The sequence below is a fragment of the Pseudomonas sp. WAC2 genome, assembly GCF_030403525.1.
Taxonomy (GTDB): Bacteria; Pseudomonadota; Gammaproteobacteria; order Pseudomonadales; family Pseudomonadaceae; genus Chryseomonas; species Chryseomonas luteola.
Window position 1 is genome coordinate 272064 of record NZ_JAUEPD010000003.1, and the last position, 15430, is coordinate 287493.

15 protein-coding genes are annotated in these 15430 nt (G+C 59.4%); 10 read left to right on the forward strand and 5 right to left on the reverse strand.

Annotated features, from left to right (window positions below; translation table 11 throughout):
* Positions 1–137: 137 nt before the first annotated feature.
* Positions 138–1715 (forward strand): ABC transporter substrate-binding protein, encoded by a 1578-nt coding sequence (locus QWJ10_RS08455; RefSeq protein ID WP_289925487.1) that lies wholly within the window; start codon positions 138–140, stop codon positions 1713–1715.
* Positions 1716–1760: 45 nt separating this feature from the next.
* On the opposite strand, the gene radC is transcribed toward QWJ10_RS08455, so the two are convergent.
* Positions 1761–2435 (reverse strand): DNA repair protein RadC, encoded by a 675-nt coding sequence (gene radC / locus QWJ10_RS08460; protein ID WP_289925489.1) that lies wholly within the window; start codon positions 2433–2435, stop codon positions 1761–1763.
* 176 nt (positions 2436–2611) lie between these two features.
* Here radC and coaBC point away from each other — a divergent pair, with 176 nt between their 5' ends.
* From coaBC to argB, 4 genes are all read left to right on the forward strand, one after another.
* Entirely contained in the window at positions 2612–3832 is a 1221-nt protein-coding gene (gene coaBC / locus QWJ10_RS08465; RefSeq protein ID WP_197872414.1) for a bifunctional phosphopantothenoylcysteine decarboxylase/phosphopantothenate--cysteine ligase CoaBC, read from the forward strand.
* Positions 3825–4280 carry a dUTP diphosphatase gene (dut, locus tag QWJ10_RS08470; RefSeq protein ID WP_197872415.1) on the forward strand — a complete coding sequence of 152 codons (456 nt, stop codon included), beginning with the start codon at positions 3825–3827 and terminating at the stop codon, positions 4278–4280. Before coaBC ends, dut begins: the two co-directional genes overlap by 8 nt.
* 1193 nt (positions 4281–5473) lie before the next feature.
* Complete coding sequence (gene algC, locus QWJ10_RS08475) at positions 5474–6868, forward strand: phosphomannomutase/phosphoglucomutase (protein WP_196122108.1); 1395 nt, start codon at positions 5474–5476, stop codon at positions 6866–6868.
* Between the two features lie 65 nt (positions 6869–6933).
* Positions 6934–7836, forward strand: coding sequence for an acetylglutamate kinase (gene argB / locus QWJ10_RS08480; RefSeq protein ID WP_010796452.1), 903 nt, complete (start codon positions 6934–6936; stop codon positions 7834–7836).
* 41 nt (positions 7837–7877) lie between these two features.
* On the opposite strand, the gene QWJ10_RS08485 is transcribed toward argB, so the two are convergent.
* On the reverse strand, positions 7878–8483 hold the full coding sequence (locus QWJ10_RS08485) for a DUF4124 domain-containing protein (protein WP_125888084.1): 606 nt from the start codon (positions 8481–8483) through the stop codon (positions 7878–7880).
* Positions 8484–8501: 18 nt separating this feature from the next.
* Positions 8502–9143: an orotate phosphoribosyltransferase gene (gene pyrE / locus QWJ10_RS08490; protein WP_122041140.1), complete on the reverse strand. Its 642-nt coding sequence runs from the start codon at positions 9141–9143 to the stop codon at positions 8502–8504.
* 82 nt (positions 9144–9225) lie between these two features.
* Here pyrE and QWJ10_RS08495 point away from each other — a divergent pair, with 82 nt between their 5' ends.
* Positions 9226–10005, forward strand: coding sequence for an exodeoxyribonuclease III (locus QWJ10_RS08495; RefSeq protein WP_289925497.1), 780 nt, complete (start codon positions 9226–9228; stop codon positions 10003–10005).
* Between the two features lie 57 nt (positions 10006–10062).
* On the opposite strand, the gene QWJ10_RS08500 is transcribed toward QWJ10_RS08495, so the two are convergent.
* Together QWJ10_RS08500 and rph are read right to left on the reverse strand one after the other, a co-directional pair.
* The gene (locus QWJ10_RS08500) at positions 10063–10425 is read right to left on the reverse strand and encodes a DUF4870 domain-containing protein (protein WP_010796448.1); all 363 of its coding nucleotides are present in this window, start codon (positions 10423–10425) and stop codon (positions 10063–10065) included.
* Between the two features lie 14 nt (positions 10426–10439).
* Entirely contained in the window at positions 10440–11159 is a 720-nt protein-coding gene (gene rph / locus QWJ10_RS08505) for a ribonuclease PH (protein WP_010796447.1), read from the reverse strand.
* Positions 11160–11348: 189 nt separating this feature from the next.
* On the opposite strand from rph, the gene QWJ10_RS08510 reads away from it, so the two are divergent.
* From QWJ10_RS08510 to spoT, 4 genes are all read left to right on the forward strand, one after another.
* Positions 11349–12212: a YicC/YloC family endoribonuclease gene (locus QWJ10_RS08510; protein WP_125888083.1), complete on the forward strand. Its 864-nt coding sequence runs from the start codon at positions 11349–11351 to the stop codon at positions 12210–12212.
* 10 nt (positions 12213–12222) lie between these two features.
* Positions 12223–12852 carry a guanylate kinase gene (gene gmk / locus QWJ10_RS08515; RefSeq protein ID WP_010796445.1) on the forward strand — a complete coding sequence of 210 codons (630 nt, stop codon included), beginning with the start codon at positions 12223–12225 and terminating at the stop codon, positions 12850–12852.
* 86 nt (positions 12853–12938) lie between these two features.
* Complete coding sequence (gene rpoZ, locus QWJ10_RS08520; RefSeq protein WP_010796444.1) at positions 12939–13211, forward strand: DNA-directed RNA polymerase subunit omega; 273 nt, start codon at positions 12939–12941, stop codon at positions 13209–13211.
* A gap of 50 nt (positions 13212–13261) precedes the next feature.
* Positions 13262–15376 carry a bifunctional GTP diphosphokinase/guanosine-3',5'-bis pyrophosphate 3'-pyrophosphohydrolase gene (gene spoT / locus QWJ10_RS08525; RefSeq protein ID WP_074821129.1) on the forward strand — a complete coding sequence of 705 codons (2115 nt, stop codon included), beginning with the start codon at positions 13262–13264 and terminating at the stop codon, positions 15374–15376.
* Positions 15377–15430: the final 54 nt, after the last annotated feature.

Below are 15430 nucleotides of genomic sequence, written 5' to 3' on the forward strand. Positions count from 1 at the left end.
TTGCAGACGGACTTCCCAAAACAATTCGACCATTCGTCGTGAAATTGAATTGAGATGAACGGTGCAGTGGTCTAGCGTAGACCCTTGGCACCATGAGCTCCATGGACGGCCACCTACCTATTCAGAAGGAGCACCCCATGCGCTTTGCCGCTTTGCCACTGCTGTTCGCGCCGCTGCTGGCCCAGGCCGCCACATTGAGCGTCTGTACCGAAGCAAGCCCTGACGGCTTTGATGTGGTGCAGTATAACTCGCTGACCACGACGAATGCTTCAGCAGATGTGTTGATGAACCGACTGGTGGAGTTCAATCCGACGCGCGGAGAGCTGGTCCCGAGCCTTGCTGAGCGGTGGCAGGTCTCCCAGGACGGTCTGACCTATGATTTCACGCTGCGCCCGGATGTGAAATTTCACCAGACCGACTACTTCAAGCCCAGTCGGGACCTCAATGCGGACGATGTGGTGTTCAGCTTCGAGCGTATGCTCGACTCCAAGCATCCCTGGCATGGGGTCGCCAAGGGTGGCTATCCCCACGCGCAATCCATGCAGTGGCCTGACCTGATCAAGTCAGTGGAAAAGGTTGGCGACCATCAGGTGCGTATCGTCCTGAACCGTCCGGATGCGACATTCCTGCCCACGCTGAGCATGGGGTTCGCCTCGATCTATTCCGCCGAGTACGCCGATCAGCTGCTCAAGGCAGGCAAGCCCGAACAGCTCAACAGCGAGCCCATCGGCACCGGCCCGTTTGTGTTTCACCGCTTTCAGAAAGATGCAGCCATCCGTTATGAGGCCAATGCCAATTATTTTGGCGGCAAGCCCAAGGTCGATAACCTGATCTATGCCATCACGCCCGATGCCGCTGTGCGCATGCAGCGTCTCAAGCGTGGCGAGTGTCAGGTTGCACTCTCGCCCAAACCGCAGGATGTCACCGATGCTCAGAAAGATTCGACCCTGAAGGTTGTTCAGACGCCGGCATTCATGACCGCCTTCGTAGGGATCAATACCCAGCATGCTCCCCTTGATAATCCCAAGGTCCGGCAGGCCATCAACCTGGCGTTCGACAAGAAGAACTATGTGAAGGCTGTATTTGAAAACAGCGCAACCCCGGCTGACGGTATCTACCCCCCCACTACCTGGGGCTATGCCAAGGACATCACGCCGTATGCCTACGATCCGGAAAAAGCCAAGTCGCTACTGGCCGATGCAGGGCAGAAAGAGGGTTTCAGCACCACCATCTGGACGCGCCCCAGCGGCAGTCTGTTGAACCCCAATCCCAGCCTGGGCGCCCAGATGCTGCAGGCGGACCTGGCCAAGATTGGCGTCAAAGCAGACATCCGCGTGATTGAATGGGGTGAGCTGATCCGCCGCGCCAAGAATGGCGAGCACGACCTCCTGTTCATGGGTTGGGCAGGCGATAACGGCGACCCGGATAACTATCTGACACCGCAGTTCTCCTGTGCTTCGGTCAAATCCGGCCTTAACTTCGCCCGTTATTGCAATCAGACGCTCGATACAGCCATACGCGAGGGCAAGGCGGTGTCCAATCAGGCGGAACGCATCAAGCGTTATCATACGGCTCAGCAGATCATTCACGATCAGGCCTTGTGGCTACCGCTGGCTCATCCCACCGTCTCGGTTCTGACCCGCCAGGGTGTAGAGGGTTATCAGGCCAACCCCTTCGGTCGCCAGGACTTCTCCAAGGTCAGCGTCAATCGATGAGGCGAGGGCGGCAGGCTTGCGCAATGGCCTGTCGCCCGACTGCTCTTACAGCCAACCATATTCAGCCATGGACAATGGCTCGCCTTCGCCCACGATGAAGTGATCGAGCACCCGCACATCGATCAGCGAAAGCGCTTCCTTGAGCCGCTGGGTGAGAATGCGATCCGACTGGCTGGGCTCTGCGATGCCGGAAGGGTGATTATGGGTGAGGATCAGGGCCGCTGCGTTATGAGCCAGGGCGCGCTTGACGACCTGCCGTGGATAGACGCTAGCACCATCGATGGTGCCGTGAAACAGCGCTTCGAACGCCAGAACACGGTGTTTGGCATCCAGGAACAGGCAGCCGAAGATCTCATGGGGCTCATGACGCAGGCGGGCCTTCAGGTAGTCCTTGACAGCTTGCGGACTTTCTAGCGCGGAATCACGCCGCAGACGCTCTGCCAAGTGGCGGCGGCCCATTTCCAGAACGGCCTGCAGCTGGGTGAACTTGGCCGGCCCAAGCCCTAGATGCGCGCTGAACGAGGCCAGATCAGCCTCCAGAAGCGCCCGCAGGCTGCCGAATTCCTGCAACAGGTGGCGCGCCAGGTCTACCGCGCTCTTTCCGGTCACACCGGTACGCAGAAAGATAGCCAGCAGCTCGGCATCGGTCAGGGCAACCGCGCCCTGTTCCAGCAACTTCTCACGGGGCCGCTCGTTGGCAGGCCAGTCACGAATACTCATCGAACGCTCCTTGTCGATATCGGCCCGCTACTCCATGGCGGGCGCTGTGCTATCTTAGCCGCACTTTTTGCCTGGCGAACGGCTTATCGACCGCCGTTCGTGCAGACGCGATCTCCGTCATAAAAAGCTCCTGTAACCGGCCTCCGGGCCAGTCAGGCTCAACATAAGGCAGGCTCATGCAACGGCTTTATCGTAAACGCATCGTGCTTGGCGTCGGCGGCGGAATCGCCGCATACAAGAGTGCCGAGCTGGTGCGTCGTTTGCGCACCTGTGGCGCGGAAGTCCGGGTCGTCATGACTCAGGGCGGCCGTGAATTCATCACTCCCCTGACCCTTCAGGCCCTATCGGGCCACCCGGTGCATCTTGATCTGCTCGATCCGGCAGCCGAAGCGGCGATGGGGCATATCGAGCTGGCCCGCTGGGCGGACCTCGTCCTGATCGCGCCGGCTACAGCCGATCTGATGGCCCGCCTGAGCCAGGGCATCGCCAATGACCTGTTGACCACAGTCGTGCTGGCGACCGATGCACCCGTGGCGCTGGCTCCAGCCATGAACCAGGCCATGTGGCGGGACCCGGCGACCCTGGCCAACACCGAACTGCTGAAAAGCCGTGGCTTCAAGCTCTTCGGCCCCGCCTCAGGCAGCCAGGCCTGCGGAGATGTGGGCATGGGTCGCATGCTCGAACCGGATGATCTTGCGCAACTTGCCGCTGACTGTTTCGCCCGACAGAGCCTGACGGGTCAGCACATGCTGATCACTGCAGGCCCCACGCAGGAAAACATCGACCCGGTGCGCTACATCACCAATCACAGCTCTGGGAAAATGGGCTTTGCCCTGGCCGAGGCAGCCGTGGAAGCAGGGGCTCGCGTCACCCTGGTGACGGGCCCCGTCCACCTGCCGACGCCTGATCGCGTCAGCCGCGTGGATGTCATCAGTGCCCGCGACATGCTGGCCGCCTGTGAGGCGGCCATGCCATGTGATGTGTTGATCGCCGCAGCCGCCGTGGCTGACTTCCGCCCAGAAGTCGTCGCGCCACACAAGCTCAAGAAAGATCCCGCCAGCGGCGAGGGCATGCTGCTTCAGATGGTGCGCAACCCAGATATCCTGGCCACCCTGGCGCGCCGCCCGGATCGGCCGTTCAGCGTAGGTTTTGCCGCCGAGACGGAGCACCTGCTCGATTACGCCTCGCGCAAGCTGGTGGACAAGAATCTCGACCTTATCGTCGCCAACGACGTAGCCAACCCTGCCATTGGCTTCAACAGCGAAGACAATGCCGTCAGCGTCATTGACCGCGACCTGCACGAAACCCGCTTCGCCCAGACCAGCAAGGGCAAGATCGCCCGTCAGCTGATCGACTTTATCGCCAACCGACTCAGACAAACCCAGACTCATGCATAACCTTCAAGCCAAGATTCTCGATCCCCGCCTCGGTACTGATTTTCCGTTGCCAGCCTACGCAACGTCCGGCTCTGCCGGGCTCGATCTGCGCGCCATGCTCAAGGACGACATAACTCTGGAGCCGGGCCAGACGGTTCTGATTCCAACCGGCCTGTCCATTTACATTGCCGATCCGGGCCTGGCGGCGCTTGTTCTGCCGCGCTCGGGCCTAGGCCATAAGCACGGCATCGTGCTGGGCAATCTGGTTGGTCTGATCGACTCGGACTATCAGGGCGAACTGATGGTCTCATGCTGGAACCGTGGTCAAACCACTTTCACCATTACTGTGGGTGAACGCATCGCCCAGCTCATGCTGGTACCGGTCGTTCAGGCGCATTTCAAACTGGTGGACGAGTTCGAGCAAACCGAGCGAGGCGCAGGTGGTTTCGGACACTCCGGTACCCGCTGACCGCCGAGCCTGCCTCCCAGGGACAGAAACGAGGTGCTGCATTGAAAAACACCAAGCGCAAGGCCACGCCCAAAGGCCCCGCTCAAAAAAAGAACAAGAACGTCTCTCTGCTACCCGGTCTTCTACCCGCCCTCGCGGGCTCCCTCCTGGGACTGGGCCTGCTGTGGGGTCTCGCCATCGAGCCGCTGCAGCGGGACTCCCAGACACAATTGACCCAGGCCTGGGGACAAGGGCAGGCCGCCGCTGTGAGCCAGGCGCTGAGCCAGCTGGAAAATCGCGCCCGCATGACTGCTGCCGAGCCCATGGTGGTCCAGGCACTGACCCAGTCCAACGAGGACTTGCGCTCATCAGCTGAGCAGATTCTTCAGCACGGCGGCCTGATCGATGCCCATCTGGTTCGTCAGAACAGCAGCCAGCCCAACGAGACAAGGCCGGGGCCCTTGAACTTCGCCGCTCTGGATCTGGCACGTCGTGTCAGCTCAGGGCAGCCTGCCGGATCAGAAGCCTACCGGGTCGGCCAGAAATGGCTGGTTTATACCGCAGCCCCCGTTACTGCAAGCGACAGCCGGGTCGTTGGCACCGTCCTGCTGGTACAGGACCTGCGCGTCCTGCTAAGCGGCCTGACAGGCATGCCCATCGAGGCGGGCCACTGGCAGCTGACCCAGCGCTTCAACCAGGCTGCGCCTCAACGGTTGGCAGAGGGCGGCATACCGGTTACTGCCGATACGCATACCTTCAAGACCAATAACCCTCTCTGGACGCTGGAAGTAATACCGGCCACCTCGTTCAGTGCCGGCTGGCCGCTATGGACGCTGCCAGCGGCGCTCATCCTGTCGCTGGCCGGGGCCGGGGCCGGGCTTTTGCTGCTCCGCAGGATCCTGCAACGGCGTCTCGTTGACGATGTGTGCAGTCTCTCCCGTTTTCATCAGGAACTTGTTAGCGGTCTTGTGGCCCAACGGCCTGTTTTGCGGTTCTCACAACTCGAACCCCTGACACAGGCACTGGTCGGGCCACCGCCGAAATCCACCGAAGCAGCCGCTTCGGTCACGGCGCCTGTAGAGGCGACCGTAACGGCATTGGCCAAGCAAGGCAGCGCGTCGTATACAGACCCGATGTTTCCAAGCAGTGACGACATACTTGATATCGATATCCTCGACGAAGACCAGGATCTCCTGGGATTGGAGAAACCCCTAATGAGCAACACCGTTCAAGCCCCGAAACTCAATACCAGCATTTTCCGCGCCTACGACATCCGTGGCGTAGTGGGCGACTCCCTGACGCCGGAAACCGCGTACTGGATCGGTCGCGCCATCGGCTCCGAAAGTCTGGCCCGTAACGAGCCCAACGTGGCCGTAGGCCGTGATGGCCGTCTGTCCGGCCCGGAACTGGTCGAGCAGCTGATCAAGGGGATCGCTGATACCGGCGCAACCGTCAGCGACATCGGCATGGTGCCCACACCCGTTCTGTACTACGCAGCCAACGTTCTGGCTGGCAAGTCCGGTGTGATGCTCACAGGTAGCCACAACCCGCCGGATTACAACGGCTTCAAGATCGTGATCGCCGGCGAGACCCTGGCCAACGAAAGCATTCAGCGCCTGCGCGAGCGCATCGAGACCGGCGACGTTGCAACCGGTCAGGGTACCGTTGAAAAGATCAACGTACTGGATCGCTATTTCGACCAGATCAAGAACGACATCGTCCTGGCCAAGAAGCTGAAAGTCGTGGTCGACTGCGGCAACGGTGTGGCCGGTGTGGTTGCACCCCAGCTGATCGAAGCCCTGGGCTGCACCGTTATTCCGCTGTTCTGCGACGTTGACGGCAACTTCCCGAACCACCATCCGGATCCGGGCAAGCCCGAGAACCTGGAAGACCTGATCGCCAAGGTCAAGGAAACCGGCGCCGACCTGGGTCTGGCCTTTGATGGCGACGGCGACCGCGTAGGCGTCGTGACCAACGAAGGCAACATCATTTATCCCGACCAGCTGCTGATGCTGTTCGCCAAGGATGTGGTATCCCGCAACCCGGGTGCCGATATCATCTTTGACGTCAAGTGCACCCGCCGCCTGAATAACCTCATCGCCGGCTACGGCGGTCGTCCGATCATGTGGAAGACCGGTCACTCCCTCATCAAGAAGAAGATGAAGGAAACCGGCGCGCTGCTGGCGGGCGAGATGAGCGGTCACGTGTTCTTCAAAGAGCGCTGGTATGGCTTTGACGATGGCATCTACAGCGCCGTGCGTCTGCTCGAGATCCTGAGCCAGGAGAAGGGCACCGCCCAGCAAGTATTTGATACATTCCCGGTGGATATCTCTACACCCGAGATCAATATCCAGGTGACCGAAGAAGGCAAGTTCGGCATCATCGATGCCCTGCAGCGCGATGCCAAGTGGGGTGACGCACAGATCACCACATTGGACGGCGTGCGTGTCGACTATCAAGAAGGCTGGGGTCTGGTCCGTGCGTCCAACACCACGCCGGTACTGGTGCTGCGCTTCGAGGCTGAAACCCAAGAAGAGCTGGACCGTATCAAGGATGTCTTCCGCAAGCAGCTGCTTGCCGTTCAGCCTGACCTGAACCTGCCGTTCTAACATTCGAACCGCAGAATAAAGGGCGCCCAGGCGCCCTTTATTTTTATCGACCTGAGGAGTACGCCATGACCCTGAGCCGCGATGATGCCTCGCATGTCGCCCAAGTGCTTTCCGAAGCGCTGCCCTATATTCGCCGTTTCGTCGGCAAGACGCTGGTAATCAAGTACGGCGGCAACGCCATGGAAAGCGATGAGCTCAAGGCCGGCTTCGCCCGAGACATCGTGTTGATGAAGGCCGTGGGGATCAACCCGGTTGTGGTGCATGGTGGCGGCCCCCAGATCGGTGATCTGCTCAAGCGCCTGAGCATCGAAAGTAATTTCATCGACGGCATGCGCGTCACCGACAGCCAGACCATGGACGTCGTGGAAATGGTGCTGGGCGGTCAGGTGAACAAGGACATCGTCAACCTGATCAACCGTCATGGCGGTCGTGCCATTGGCTTGACCGGCAAGGACGCCAACCTGATTCGAGCGACCAAGCTCACTGTTAGCCGTCAGACACCGGAAATGACCAAGCCGGAAATCATCGATATCGGTCAGGTCGGGGAGGTCAGCGGTGTAAATACCGAACTTCTGAACATGCTGGTATCGGGCGATTTCATTCCCGTCATTGCACCCATTGGCGTGGGCGCAAACGGGGAATCCTACAACATCAACGCGGACCTGGTGGCAGGGAAGGTAGCCGAAGCCCTCAAGGCTGAAAAGTTGATGCTTCTCACAAATATCGCCGGTTTGATGGACAAAGAAGGGCAGGTTCTGACCGGATTGACCACTGAGCAGGTAAACGGCCTGATTGCCGACGGCACCATTTACGGGGGCATGCTGCCCAAGATTCGCTGTGCCCTCGAAGCGGTACAGGGTGGAGTACAAAGCGCCCATATTATTGATGGCCGCGTCCCTAATGCTGTACTGCTGGAGATCTTCACCGATATCGGTGTGGGCACATTGATTACCAATCAGCAGCTGTAAGCCTAAAAACGGGGCTCAGGCCCCGTTTTCAGTGGAATCGCTTACTCACCCAGCAACTGTACGATCCGTGCACGATCCGCATTGAAGTTGGCTTCTGCCGTCTGGCGGTCCTTGATATAACGGTCCAGCTCACTCTGCAGGCGATGTTCTTCACCCTTGAGCGCCTCGATCCGCTGAAGCAGATCGTCCGGCACAGCCTGACCACCACGCTGATAACTGGCCGCCTGGCTCATGAGCGTGTCGCGCTGCTGGTTGAGCGCCTGAAGATTCCCGCGCTTGACGGCCGCCAAGCCGTCCAGCTCGTTCAATTTACGCACCTTGGCACGGTCGACATCCGCCACACTGCTGTAGAGCCTGAGGAGATTTGCGTCCGCCTGGGCCTGCTGCTTGGCTGCCGCCCGTCGGAGAATTTCTTCAGCAGGCGGGGCAGGGGGCACGACCTTCATGACGCGCCCCTGCTCATTGAGAATATCGTATCCCTTGCCTGCATATTCGGCCGGCACGCCCTGCCGATCGATCACGGTCACACCGTTGCGATCCACATAGCGATACAGCTGGATGGGGGTGGACTCAGCAGCCAGAACACTACTTGTCAGTAAAATCAGGGCGCTCCCAAGCACCGCCTTTTTTCTTCTCGCCACCGCCATCTCGCCTCATGCGTCAGTTCAGATACCGTAATTCGCGCGGTAGGCTTCAACAGCCGGCAGATGCTGCTTCAGCTCAGTGTCACCGGCCAGATACTCCAGTACCTGATCCAGGGCCACGATACTGACGACCGGCATTCCAAAGTCCCGCTCGACCTCTTGAATGGCCGACAACTCGCCTTTACCACGCTCCTGACGATTCAATGCAATCAATACGCCAGCAGGCGTAGCACCTTGTGCCTGGATGATCTGCATGACCTCGCGGATCGCAGTACCGGCCGTGATGACATCGTCGATAATCAGGACGCGACCCGCCAGCGGAGCCCCCACCAACATGCCGCCTTCACCGTGATCCTTGGCCTCTTTTCGGTTGAAGCACCAAGGCAGGTCACGACCATGTTCTTCGGCCAGCGCAACGGCTGTAGCGGCAGCCAGCGGAATCCCTTTATAGGCCGGACCGAACAATACGTCGAAATTAAGGCCTGAGTCTGTGACCGCAGCGGCGTAGAAACGTCCTAGCTGAGCCAGGGCGTTTCCGCTGTTGAACAAACCGGCATTAAAGAAATACGGACTAACACGTCCGGACTTCAATGTGAATTCACCGAAGCGCAGAACTCCGCGCTCGATAGCAAAACGAATGAAATTGCGTTGATACGCCTGCATTACGAAAATCCCGGGCGGCATGAATTTAGCTAAAGCGTTTGAGCTCGGGTATCATACATCCACGATTTTTTGGGGGCCATTTATGCGGATCATTAGTATGAACGTGAATGGTATTCAGGCTGCCGTTGAGCGAGGGTTGCTCAATTGGCTTCAAGGCCAGAATGCCGACGTGATCTGCTTGCAGGACACCCGCGCCTCCGCCTTCGATCTGGAAGATCCTGCCTACCAACTGGATGGCTACTTCCTCTATGCCTGCGACGCCGAGGTACCCAGCCAGGGCGGTGTTGCGCTGTATAGCAAGCTCCAGCCCAAAGCGGTCATCAGCGGCCTGGGTTTTGAGACTGCAGATCGTTACGGACGCTACCTGCAAGCTGATTTTGACAAGGTGAGTATCGCCACACTGCTTTTGCCTTGCGGCATGGGCGGTGATGATGAACTGAACCACAAGTTCAAGTTCATGGACGACTTCACCAATTACCTGAACAAGCAGCGCCGCAAGCGCCGCGAATACATCTATTGCGGTTCGCTCTACGTCGCACATCAGAAGATCGATGTGAAGAACTGGCGCGAATGCCAGCAGATGCCGGGCTTCCTGGCACCTGAGCGGGCCTGGATGGACGAAGTGATCGGCAATATGGGCTATGTGGATGCCCTGCGCGAGATCAGCCGTGATGGCGACCAGTTCAGCTGGTGGCCGGACAGTGAGCAGGCCGAGCACCTGAACCTTGGCTGGCGCTTCGACTATCAGATCCTGACACCGGGTCTGCGCCGTTTCGTGCGTTCGGCACGTCTGCCTCGGCAGCCACGCTTCTCACAGCATGCTCCGCTGATGATCGATTACGATTGGGCGCTCAGCATCTGAGAGTTGTTGGTAATAAATAAAAAACCGGCCCAGGGCCGGTTTTTTATTGTCTGACGCTCAGTCCACCGGTCGCCAGCAGAAGGGATACCGGTAAGGGCGGCCCTTGTTGGCCTTGAGGCCCGCGATAACGGTCAGCACAAAGGCCCACACGCCTACGAGAACCATCAGGGGAAACCCGATCAGTACCCAGGCGAGCAGCCAGCAGAGCAGGGTGGCCACCGTGATGGTGAGCTGGAAGTTGAGTGCTTCCTTGCCCTGATCATCAATGAATGGATCAGCCTCCCGCTTGAACTGCCAGACGACGAGCGGTCCGATGACATTGCCGATCATGGGCGCCACGAACCACAGAAACGCCGAATAATGGCAGAGCATGGCCCAACGGCGTGCATCTGCACTGGGGACTTGCTGTAGTTCGTTCATACGCCCTCGTCAGGTCATTCGGCCAAGGCGGCCTTTTGTATCTCGAACAGATCCTTGATGCCTTTCTGAGCCAGCGCCAGCATGGCGTTGAACTCTTCAGGCTGGAAGGGTGCACCTTCCGCCGTGCCCTGGACTTCGATGAAGCCGCCAGCATCGGTCATGATCACATTCAGATCGGTCTCGGCAGTGGAATCTTCAAGATAGTCCAGATCCAGTACCGGTGCGCCCTGATAGATACCCACAGAGACGGCTGCAACCATCTGCTTGAGCGGGTTGCCCTTGAGCCCGCTACGCTTCTTGAGCGCCGCCAGCGCATCGACCAGCGCCACACAGGCTCCGGTCACAGAGGCCGTACGGGTACCGCCATCGGCCTGGATCACGTCGCAGTCGATGTACAGGGTGTTCTCGCCCAGCTTGGTCAGATCTACCGCCGCACGCAGCGAGCGACCAATCAGGCGCTGGATTTCCAGGGTACGGCCACCCTGCTTGCCACGGGAGGCTTCACGCTGGGTACGTTCGCCGGTCGCACGTGGCAGCATGCCGTATTCGGCCGTCAGCCAACCTTGACCCTTGCCCTTCAGGAAGCGTGGCACTCCGGCCTCGACGCTGACCGTGCAGATCACTTTGGTGTCACCGAACTCCACCAGAACCGAACCTTCGGCATGCTTGGTGTAGTGACGGGTGATGCGGATCTCGCGTAACTGGTCGGCAGCGCGACCACTCGGACGATTCATGTAGGGATACCTGTTGCAGGAGAAAACTGGTCGTCATTATAGGCCCCATAGAGGATCATGCGACATCACTACGTTGGGCCCACCGTCAGGCTGGGGTAGACTTACCTCTTTTTTGCGGACCGCTCTGCAGCGAAAACGCTTTCGTGATCGTTGCCGGGTATTCCCGCACTGCTTAAGCGAGGACATTCCATGGTGCATAGCATGACGGCCTTCGCCCGCGTTGAACGCGCGGGTGTGTACGGTACGCTGAGCTGGGAGTTGCGCTCGGTCAATCATCGCTATCTGGAGCCGCACCTGCGTTTGCCTGAAGCGTTTCGTGATCTTGAAGGCAGTGTCCGCGAGGCACTGCGCCAGGGCCTGTCACGTGGCAAGGTGGAATGCACCCTGCGTTTCAGCGAAGAGAATGCCGCACCCAGCCTACAGATTGATGAACAGCGCGCCGGTCAGCTGATTGCAGCAGCCGAACGCCTGTCGTCGATGATCCAACAGCCCGCCCTGATCGATCCGATGACCGTCCTGAGCTGGCCGGGTGTGCTGATCTCCCAGAGCGCCGATCCACAGGCCCTGAATGCCGAGGCAAAAGCCCTGTTTGCAGCCGCACTGGATGAACTCAAGGCCGGCCGCAACCGTGAGGGAGCGGAGCTGGCCCGCCTGATCGAGGAGCGCCTGCAGGCCATTCTGGTCGAAGTGGCCGCGCTTCGTGAGCTGATTCCCGAGATGCTCGCCGCCCAGCGCCAGAAGATTCTCGACCGCTTTGCCGAGCTAAGCCTTGAGGCCGATCCACAGCGGCTCGAACAGGAGCTGGTCATGCTGGCCCAGAAAAGCGACGTGGCAGAAGAGCTGGACCGTCTGACGACGCATGTAGGCGAGGTGAGCCGTGTGCTCAAGGCTGGAGGCGCCGCCGGCCGTCGCCTGGACTTCCTCATGCAGGAACTCAACCGCGAAGCCAACACCCTAGGCTCAAAAGCCTTTGACCCGCGCTCCACCCAGGCGGCGGTCAATCTCAAAGTATTGATAGAACAAATGCGCGAACAAGTGCAGAACATCGAATAGGCCATTCACTATGACAGCCCTCCCTGGCACCCTTTACATCGTTTCGGCGCCTTCGGGTGCAGGCAAGACCAGCCTGGTCAAGGCCCTGCTCGATGCCCTGCCTGAAGTCCGTGTATCCGTCTCCCACACCACGCGCGCCATGCGCCCGGGCGAGGTCGACGGGGTCAACTATCACTTCGTGGATGTCTCGACCTTTCAGGGCCTGCTGGAGCATGGTGACTTCCTGGAGCATGCCGAAGTGTTCGGCAACTACTACGGTACGTCCCAGCGCCAGCTGGAGCAGACCCTCGCCGAAGGTCACGACCTGATCCTCGAGATCGATTGGCAGGGTGCCCAACAGGTGCGTCGCAAGATGCCTCATGCCCAGTCCATCTTTATCCTGCCGCCCAGCCAGGAAGCCCTGCGCCAGCGACTGAACAACCGCGGGCAGGATAGCCATGAGGTGATCGAGCGACGCATGCACGAAGCGGTCAGCGAGATGAGCCACTATGTCGAATATGACTACCTGATCATCAATGATGACTTCGCCTCGGCACTGGAAGATCTGAAGTCCGTCTTCCGAGCCAGGCAACTGCGTCTGGACCGCCAGCAACGCCGACACAACGAATTGCTCGAAAAGCTCCTGATCCAGCGGTCATGAGCCAAACGGCACTTCCCTTAGCACTGCCGATTTTTTAGACTACACAGTCCTCCCGCTTCGGGATCACATTACCACCGAGGAACACCATGGCCCGCGTCACCGTTGAAGACTGCCTGGATAACGTCGATAACCGTTTCGAACTGGTCATGCTCGCCACCAAGCGCTCGCGTCAGCTCGCAACCGGCGGCAAAGAGCCCAAAGTACCGTGGGATAATGACAAGCCGACCGTAGTGGCCCTGCGTGAAATCGCTGAAGGCCTGGTCGATGACGAAGTGGTTCGTCAGGAAGATATCGTTGAAGAAGAGCCGCTGTTCGCTGCTTTCGAAGAAAACAACGAGGCCGATAGCGAGGCGCTGTAAGATGCCGGACCGACGAGCCGTCACGTGGGCCGGCAGGAGATAAGCCATCCATGCCAGCCATAGACACGTTCTCCGAACGGCTCGCGTCCTATTTGGGCCCTGATCAGGTCAACCTGGTCCGCCGCGCCTATTACTACGCCGAGCAAGCTCACGATGGGCAGCGCCGCCGCAGCGGCGAGCCCTACGTGACCCACCCGCTTGCGGTCGCCAATATCCTGGCCGATATGCACATGGACCATCAGAGCCTGATGGCCGCCATGCTGCACGACGTCATCGAGGATACCGGCATTGCCAAAGAGGCGCTCATGGCGCAGTTCGGCGAAACTGTGGCCGAGCTGGTGGACGGGGTCAGCAAACTGACCCAGATGCAATTCGAGACCAAGGCCGAGGCTCAGGCGGAAAACTTCCAGAAAATGGCCATGGCCATGGCGCGTGACATTCGCGTCATTCTGGTCAAGCTGGCCGACCGGCTGCATAACATGCGCACCCTTGATGCCATGCCGCCGGACAAGAGCCGCCGCATCGCCAAGGAAACCCTGGAAATTTATGCACCGATCGCCAACCGGCTGGGCATGCACAACATGTATGCCGAGTTCGAGGATCTGGGTTTTCGGGCCATGCATCCCATGCGCGCCGAGCGTATCCGGCGTGCAGTCAAGGCAGCCCGGGGCAATCGTCGCGAGATCGTCAGCAAGATCCAGGAGTCACTGACCAGCTGTCTGCAGCGTGAAGGGCTTCCGGGCGAGGTGATCGGTCGCGAAAAGCACCTTTACAGCATCTACCAGAAGATGAGGGGCAAGCGTAAGTCGTTCAATGAAATCATGGACGTCTATGCCTTCCGCCTTATCGTCGACAAGGTCGACACCTGCTACCGCGTCCTGGGCGCGGTGCACAGCCTGTACAAGCCGATTCCGGGCCGCTTCAAGGATTACATCGCCATTCCCAAGGCCAACGGGTACCAATCCCTGCATACGACCCTGTTCGGCATGCATGGCGTACCGATTGAAATCCAGATTCGCACCCGCGAAATGGAAGACATGGCTAACAACGGCATTGCAGCGCACTGGCTCTACAAGTCAGGTGAAGAGGAGCCAAAGGGCTCCCACGCCCGTGCTCGCCAGTGGGTAAAGGGTATCCTTGAACTCCAGCAACGCGCCGGCAACTCCCTTGAATTCATTGAGAACGTGAAGATTGACCTGTTCCCGGACGAGGTCTATGTCTTCACGCCAAAAGGTCGGATCATGGAGCTGCCCAAGGGCTCCACGCCGGTCGACTTTGCCTATGCGGTACACACCGATGTGGGCAACAGCTGCATTGCCTGCCGCATCAACCGCCGTCTGGCACCGCTGTCGCAGCCGCTCAACAGTGGCGAGACGGTAGAGATCATTACTGCACCCGGCACACGGCCTAATCCGGCCTGGCTGAATTTTGTCGTGACCGGCAAAGCGCGGACGAATATCCGCCATGCACTCAAGCAGCAGCGCCGATCCGAATCGATCAGCCTGGGCGAGCGTCTGCTCAACAAGGCGCTGGCCAACTTCAATACCCAGCTCTCCAAGATTTCCCTGCCGCGTATCCTGCCGGTTCTGGCGGAATACAAGGTAGTGGTACTCGAAGACCTGCTGGAAGAGATCGGCCTGGGCAACCAGATGGCCTACGTGGTCGCCCGTCGCCTGGTATCGGCCGATGCCGAAAGCCAGGAAGACAAGGCGCAGACCGAAGGCCCGCTCGCGATTCGGGGTACCGAAGGGCTGGTCCTCAGCTATGCCAAGTGCTGTACGCCGATTCCAGGCGACCCGATCGTTGGGCACCTGTCGGCGGGCAAGGGCATGGTCGTCCATCTGGACACCTGCAAGAACATCGCCGAGATTCGCCAGAATCCCGAGAAATGCATCCCGCTCACCTGGGCAAAGGATGTGGTTGGTGAATTCAATGTAGAGCTACGCGTTCAACTGGAGCATCAGCGCGGCCTGATCGCCATGCTGGCGACCAGCGTAACGGCAGTGGATGCCAACGTTGAAAAGATCAGCATGAACGAGCGCGACGGCCGCATCAGCGTGGTTCAGCTGGTGGTCAGCGTGCATGACCGTGTGCACCTGGCTCGGGTCATTCGAAAACTGCGTACGCTTTCCGGCGTCGCCAGCATCACGCGCGTTCGCAGTTAACGAGCCTTTCCACCTATCCTTGATGCCTGCTAGCCTGTCGGTTCTATCGACAGG

Bases quoted from the DNA above. Each gene is read 5' to 3' on its own strand.
- QWJ10_RS08455 (WP_289925487.1), top strand. From the start codon at position 138: ATGCGCTTTGCCGCTTTGCCACTGCTGTTCGCGCCGCTGCTGGCCCAG.
- radC (WP_289925489.1), bottom strand. From the start codon at position 2,435: ATGAGTATTCGTGACTGGCCTGCCAACGAGCGGCCCCGTGAGAAGTTG.
- coaBC (WP_197872414.1), top strand. From the start codon at position 2,612: ATGCAACGGCTTTATCGTAAACGCATCGTGCTTGGCGTCGGCGGCGGA.
- dut (WP_197872415.1), top strand. From the start codon at position 3,825: ATGCATAACCTTCAAGCCAAGATTCTCGATCCCCGCCTCGGTACTGAT.
- algC (WP_196122108.1), top strand. From the start codon at position 5,474: ATGAGCAACACCGTTCAAGCCCCGAAACTCAATACCAGCATTTTCCGC.
- argB (WP_010796452.1), top strand. From the start codon at position 6,934: ATGACCCTGAGCCGCGATGATGCCTCGCATGTCGCCCAAGTGCTTTCC.
- QWJ10_RS08485 (WP_125888084.1), bottom strand. From the start codon at position 8,483: ATGGCGGTGGCGAGAAGAAAAAAGGCGGTGCTTGGGAGCGCCCTGATT.
- pyrE (WP_122041140.1), bottom strand. From the start codon at position 9,143: ATGCAGGCGTATCAACGCAATTTCATTCGTTTTGCTATCGAGCGCGGA.
- QWJ10_RS08495 (WP_289925497.1), top strand. From the start codon at position 9,226: ATGCGGATCATTAGTATGAACGTGAATGGTATTCAGGCTGCCGTTGAG.
- QWJ10_RS08500 (WP_010796448.1), bottom strand. From the start codon at position 10,425: ATGAACGAACTACAGCAAGTCCCCAGTGCAGATGCACGCCGTTGGGCC.
- rph (WP_010796447.1), bottom strand. From the start codon at position 11,159: ATGAATCGTCCGAGTGGTCGCGCTGCCGACCAGTTACGCGAGATCCGC.
- QWJ10_RS08510 (WP_125888083.1), top strand. From the start codon at position 11,349: ATGGTGCATAGCATGACGGCCTTCGCCCGCGTTGAACGCGCGGGTGTG.
- gmk (WP_010796445.1), top strand. From the start codon at position 12,223: ATGACAGCCCTCCCTGGCACCCTTTACATCGTTTCGGCGCCTTCGGGT.
- rpoZ (WP_010796444.1), top strand. From the start codon at position 12,939: ATGGCCCGCGTCACCGTTGAAGACTGCCTGGATAACGTCGATAACCGT.
- spoT (WP_074821129.1), top strand. From the start codon at position 13,262: ATGCCAGCCATAGACACGTTCTCCGAACGGCTCGCGTCCTATTTGGGC.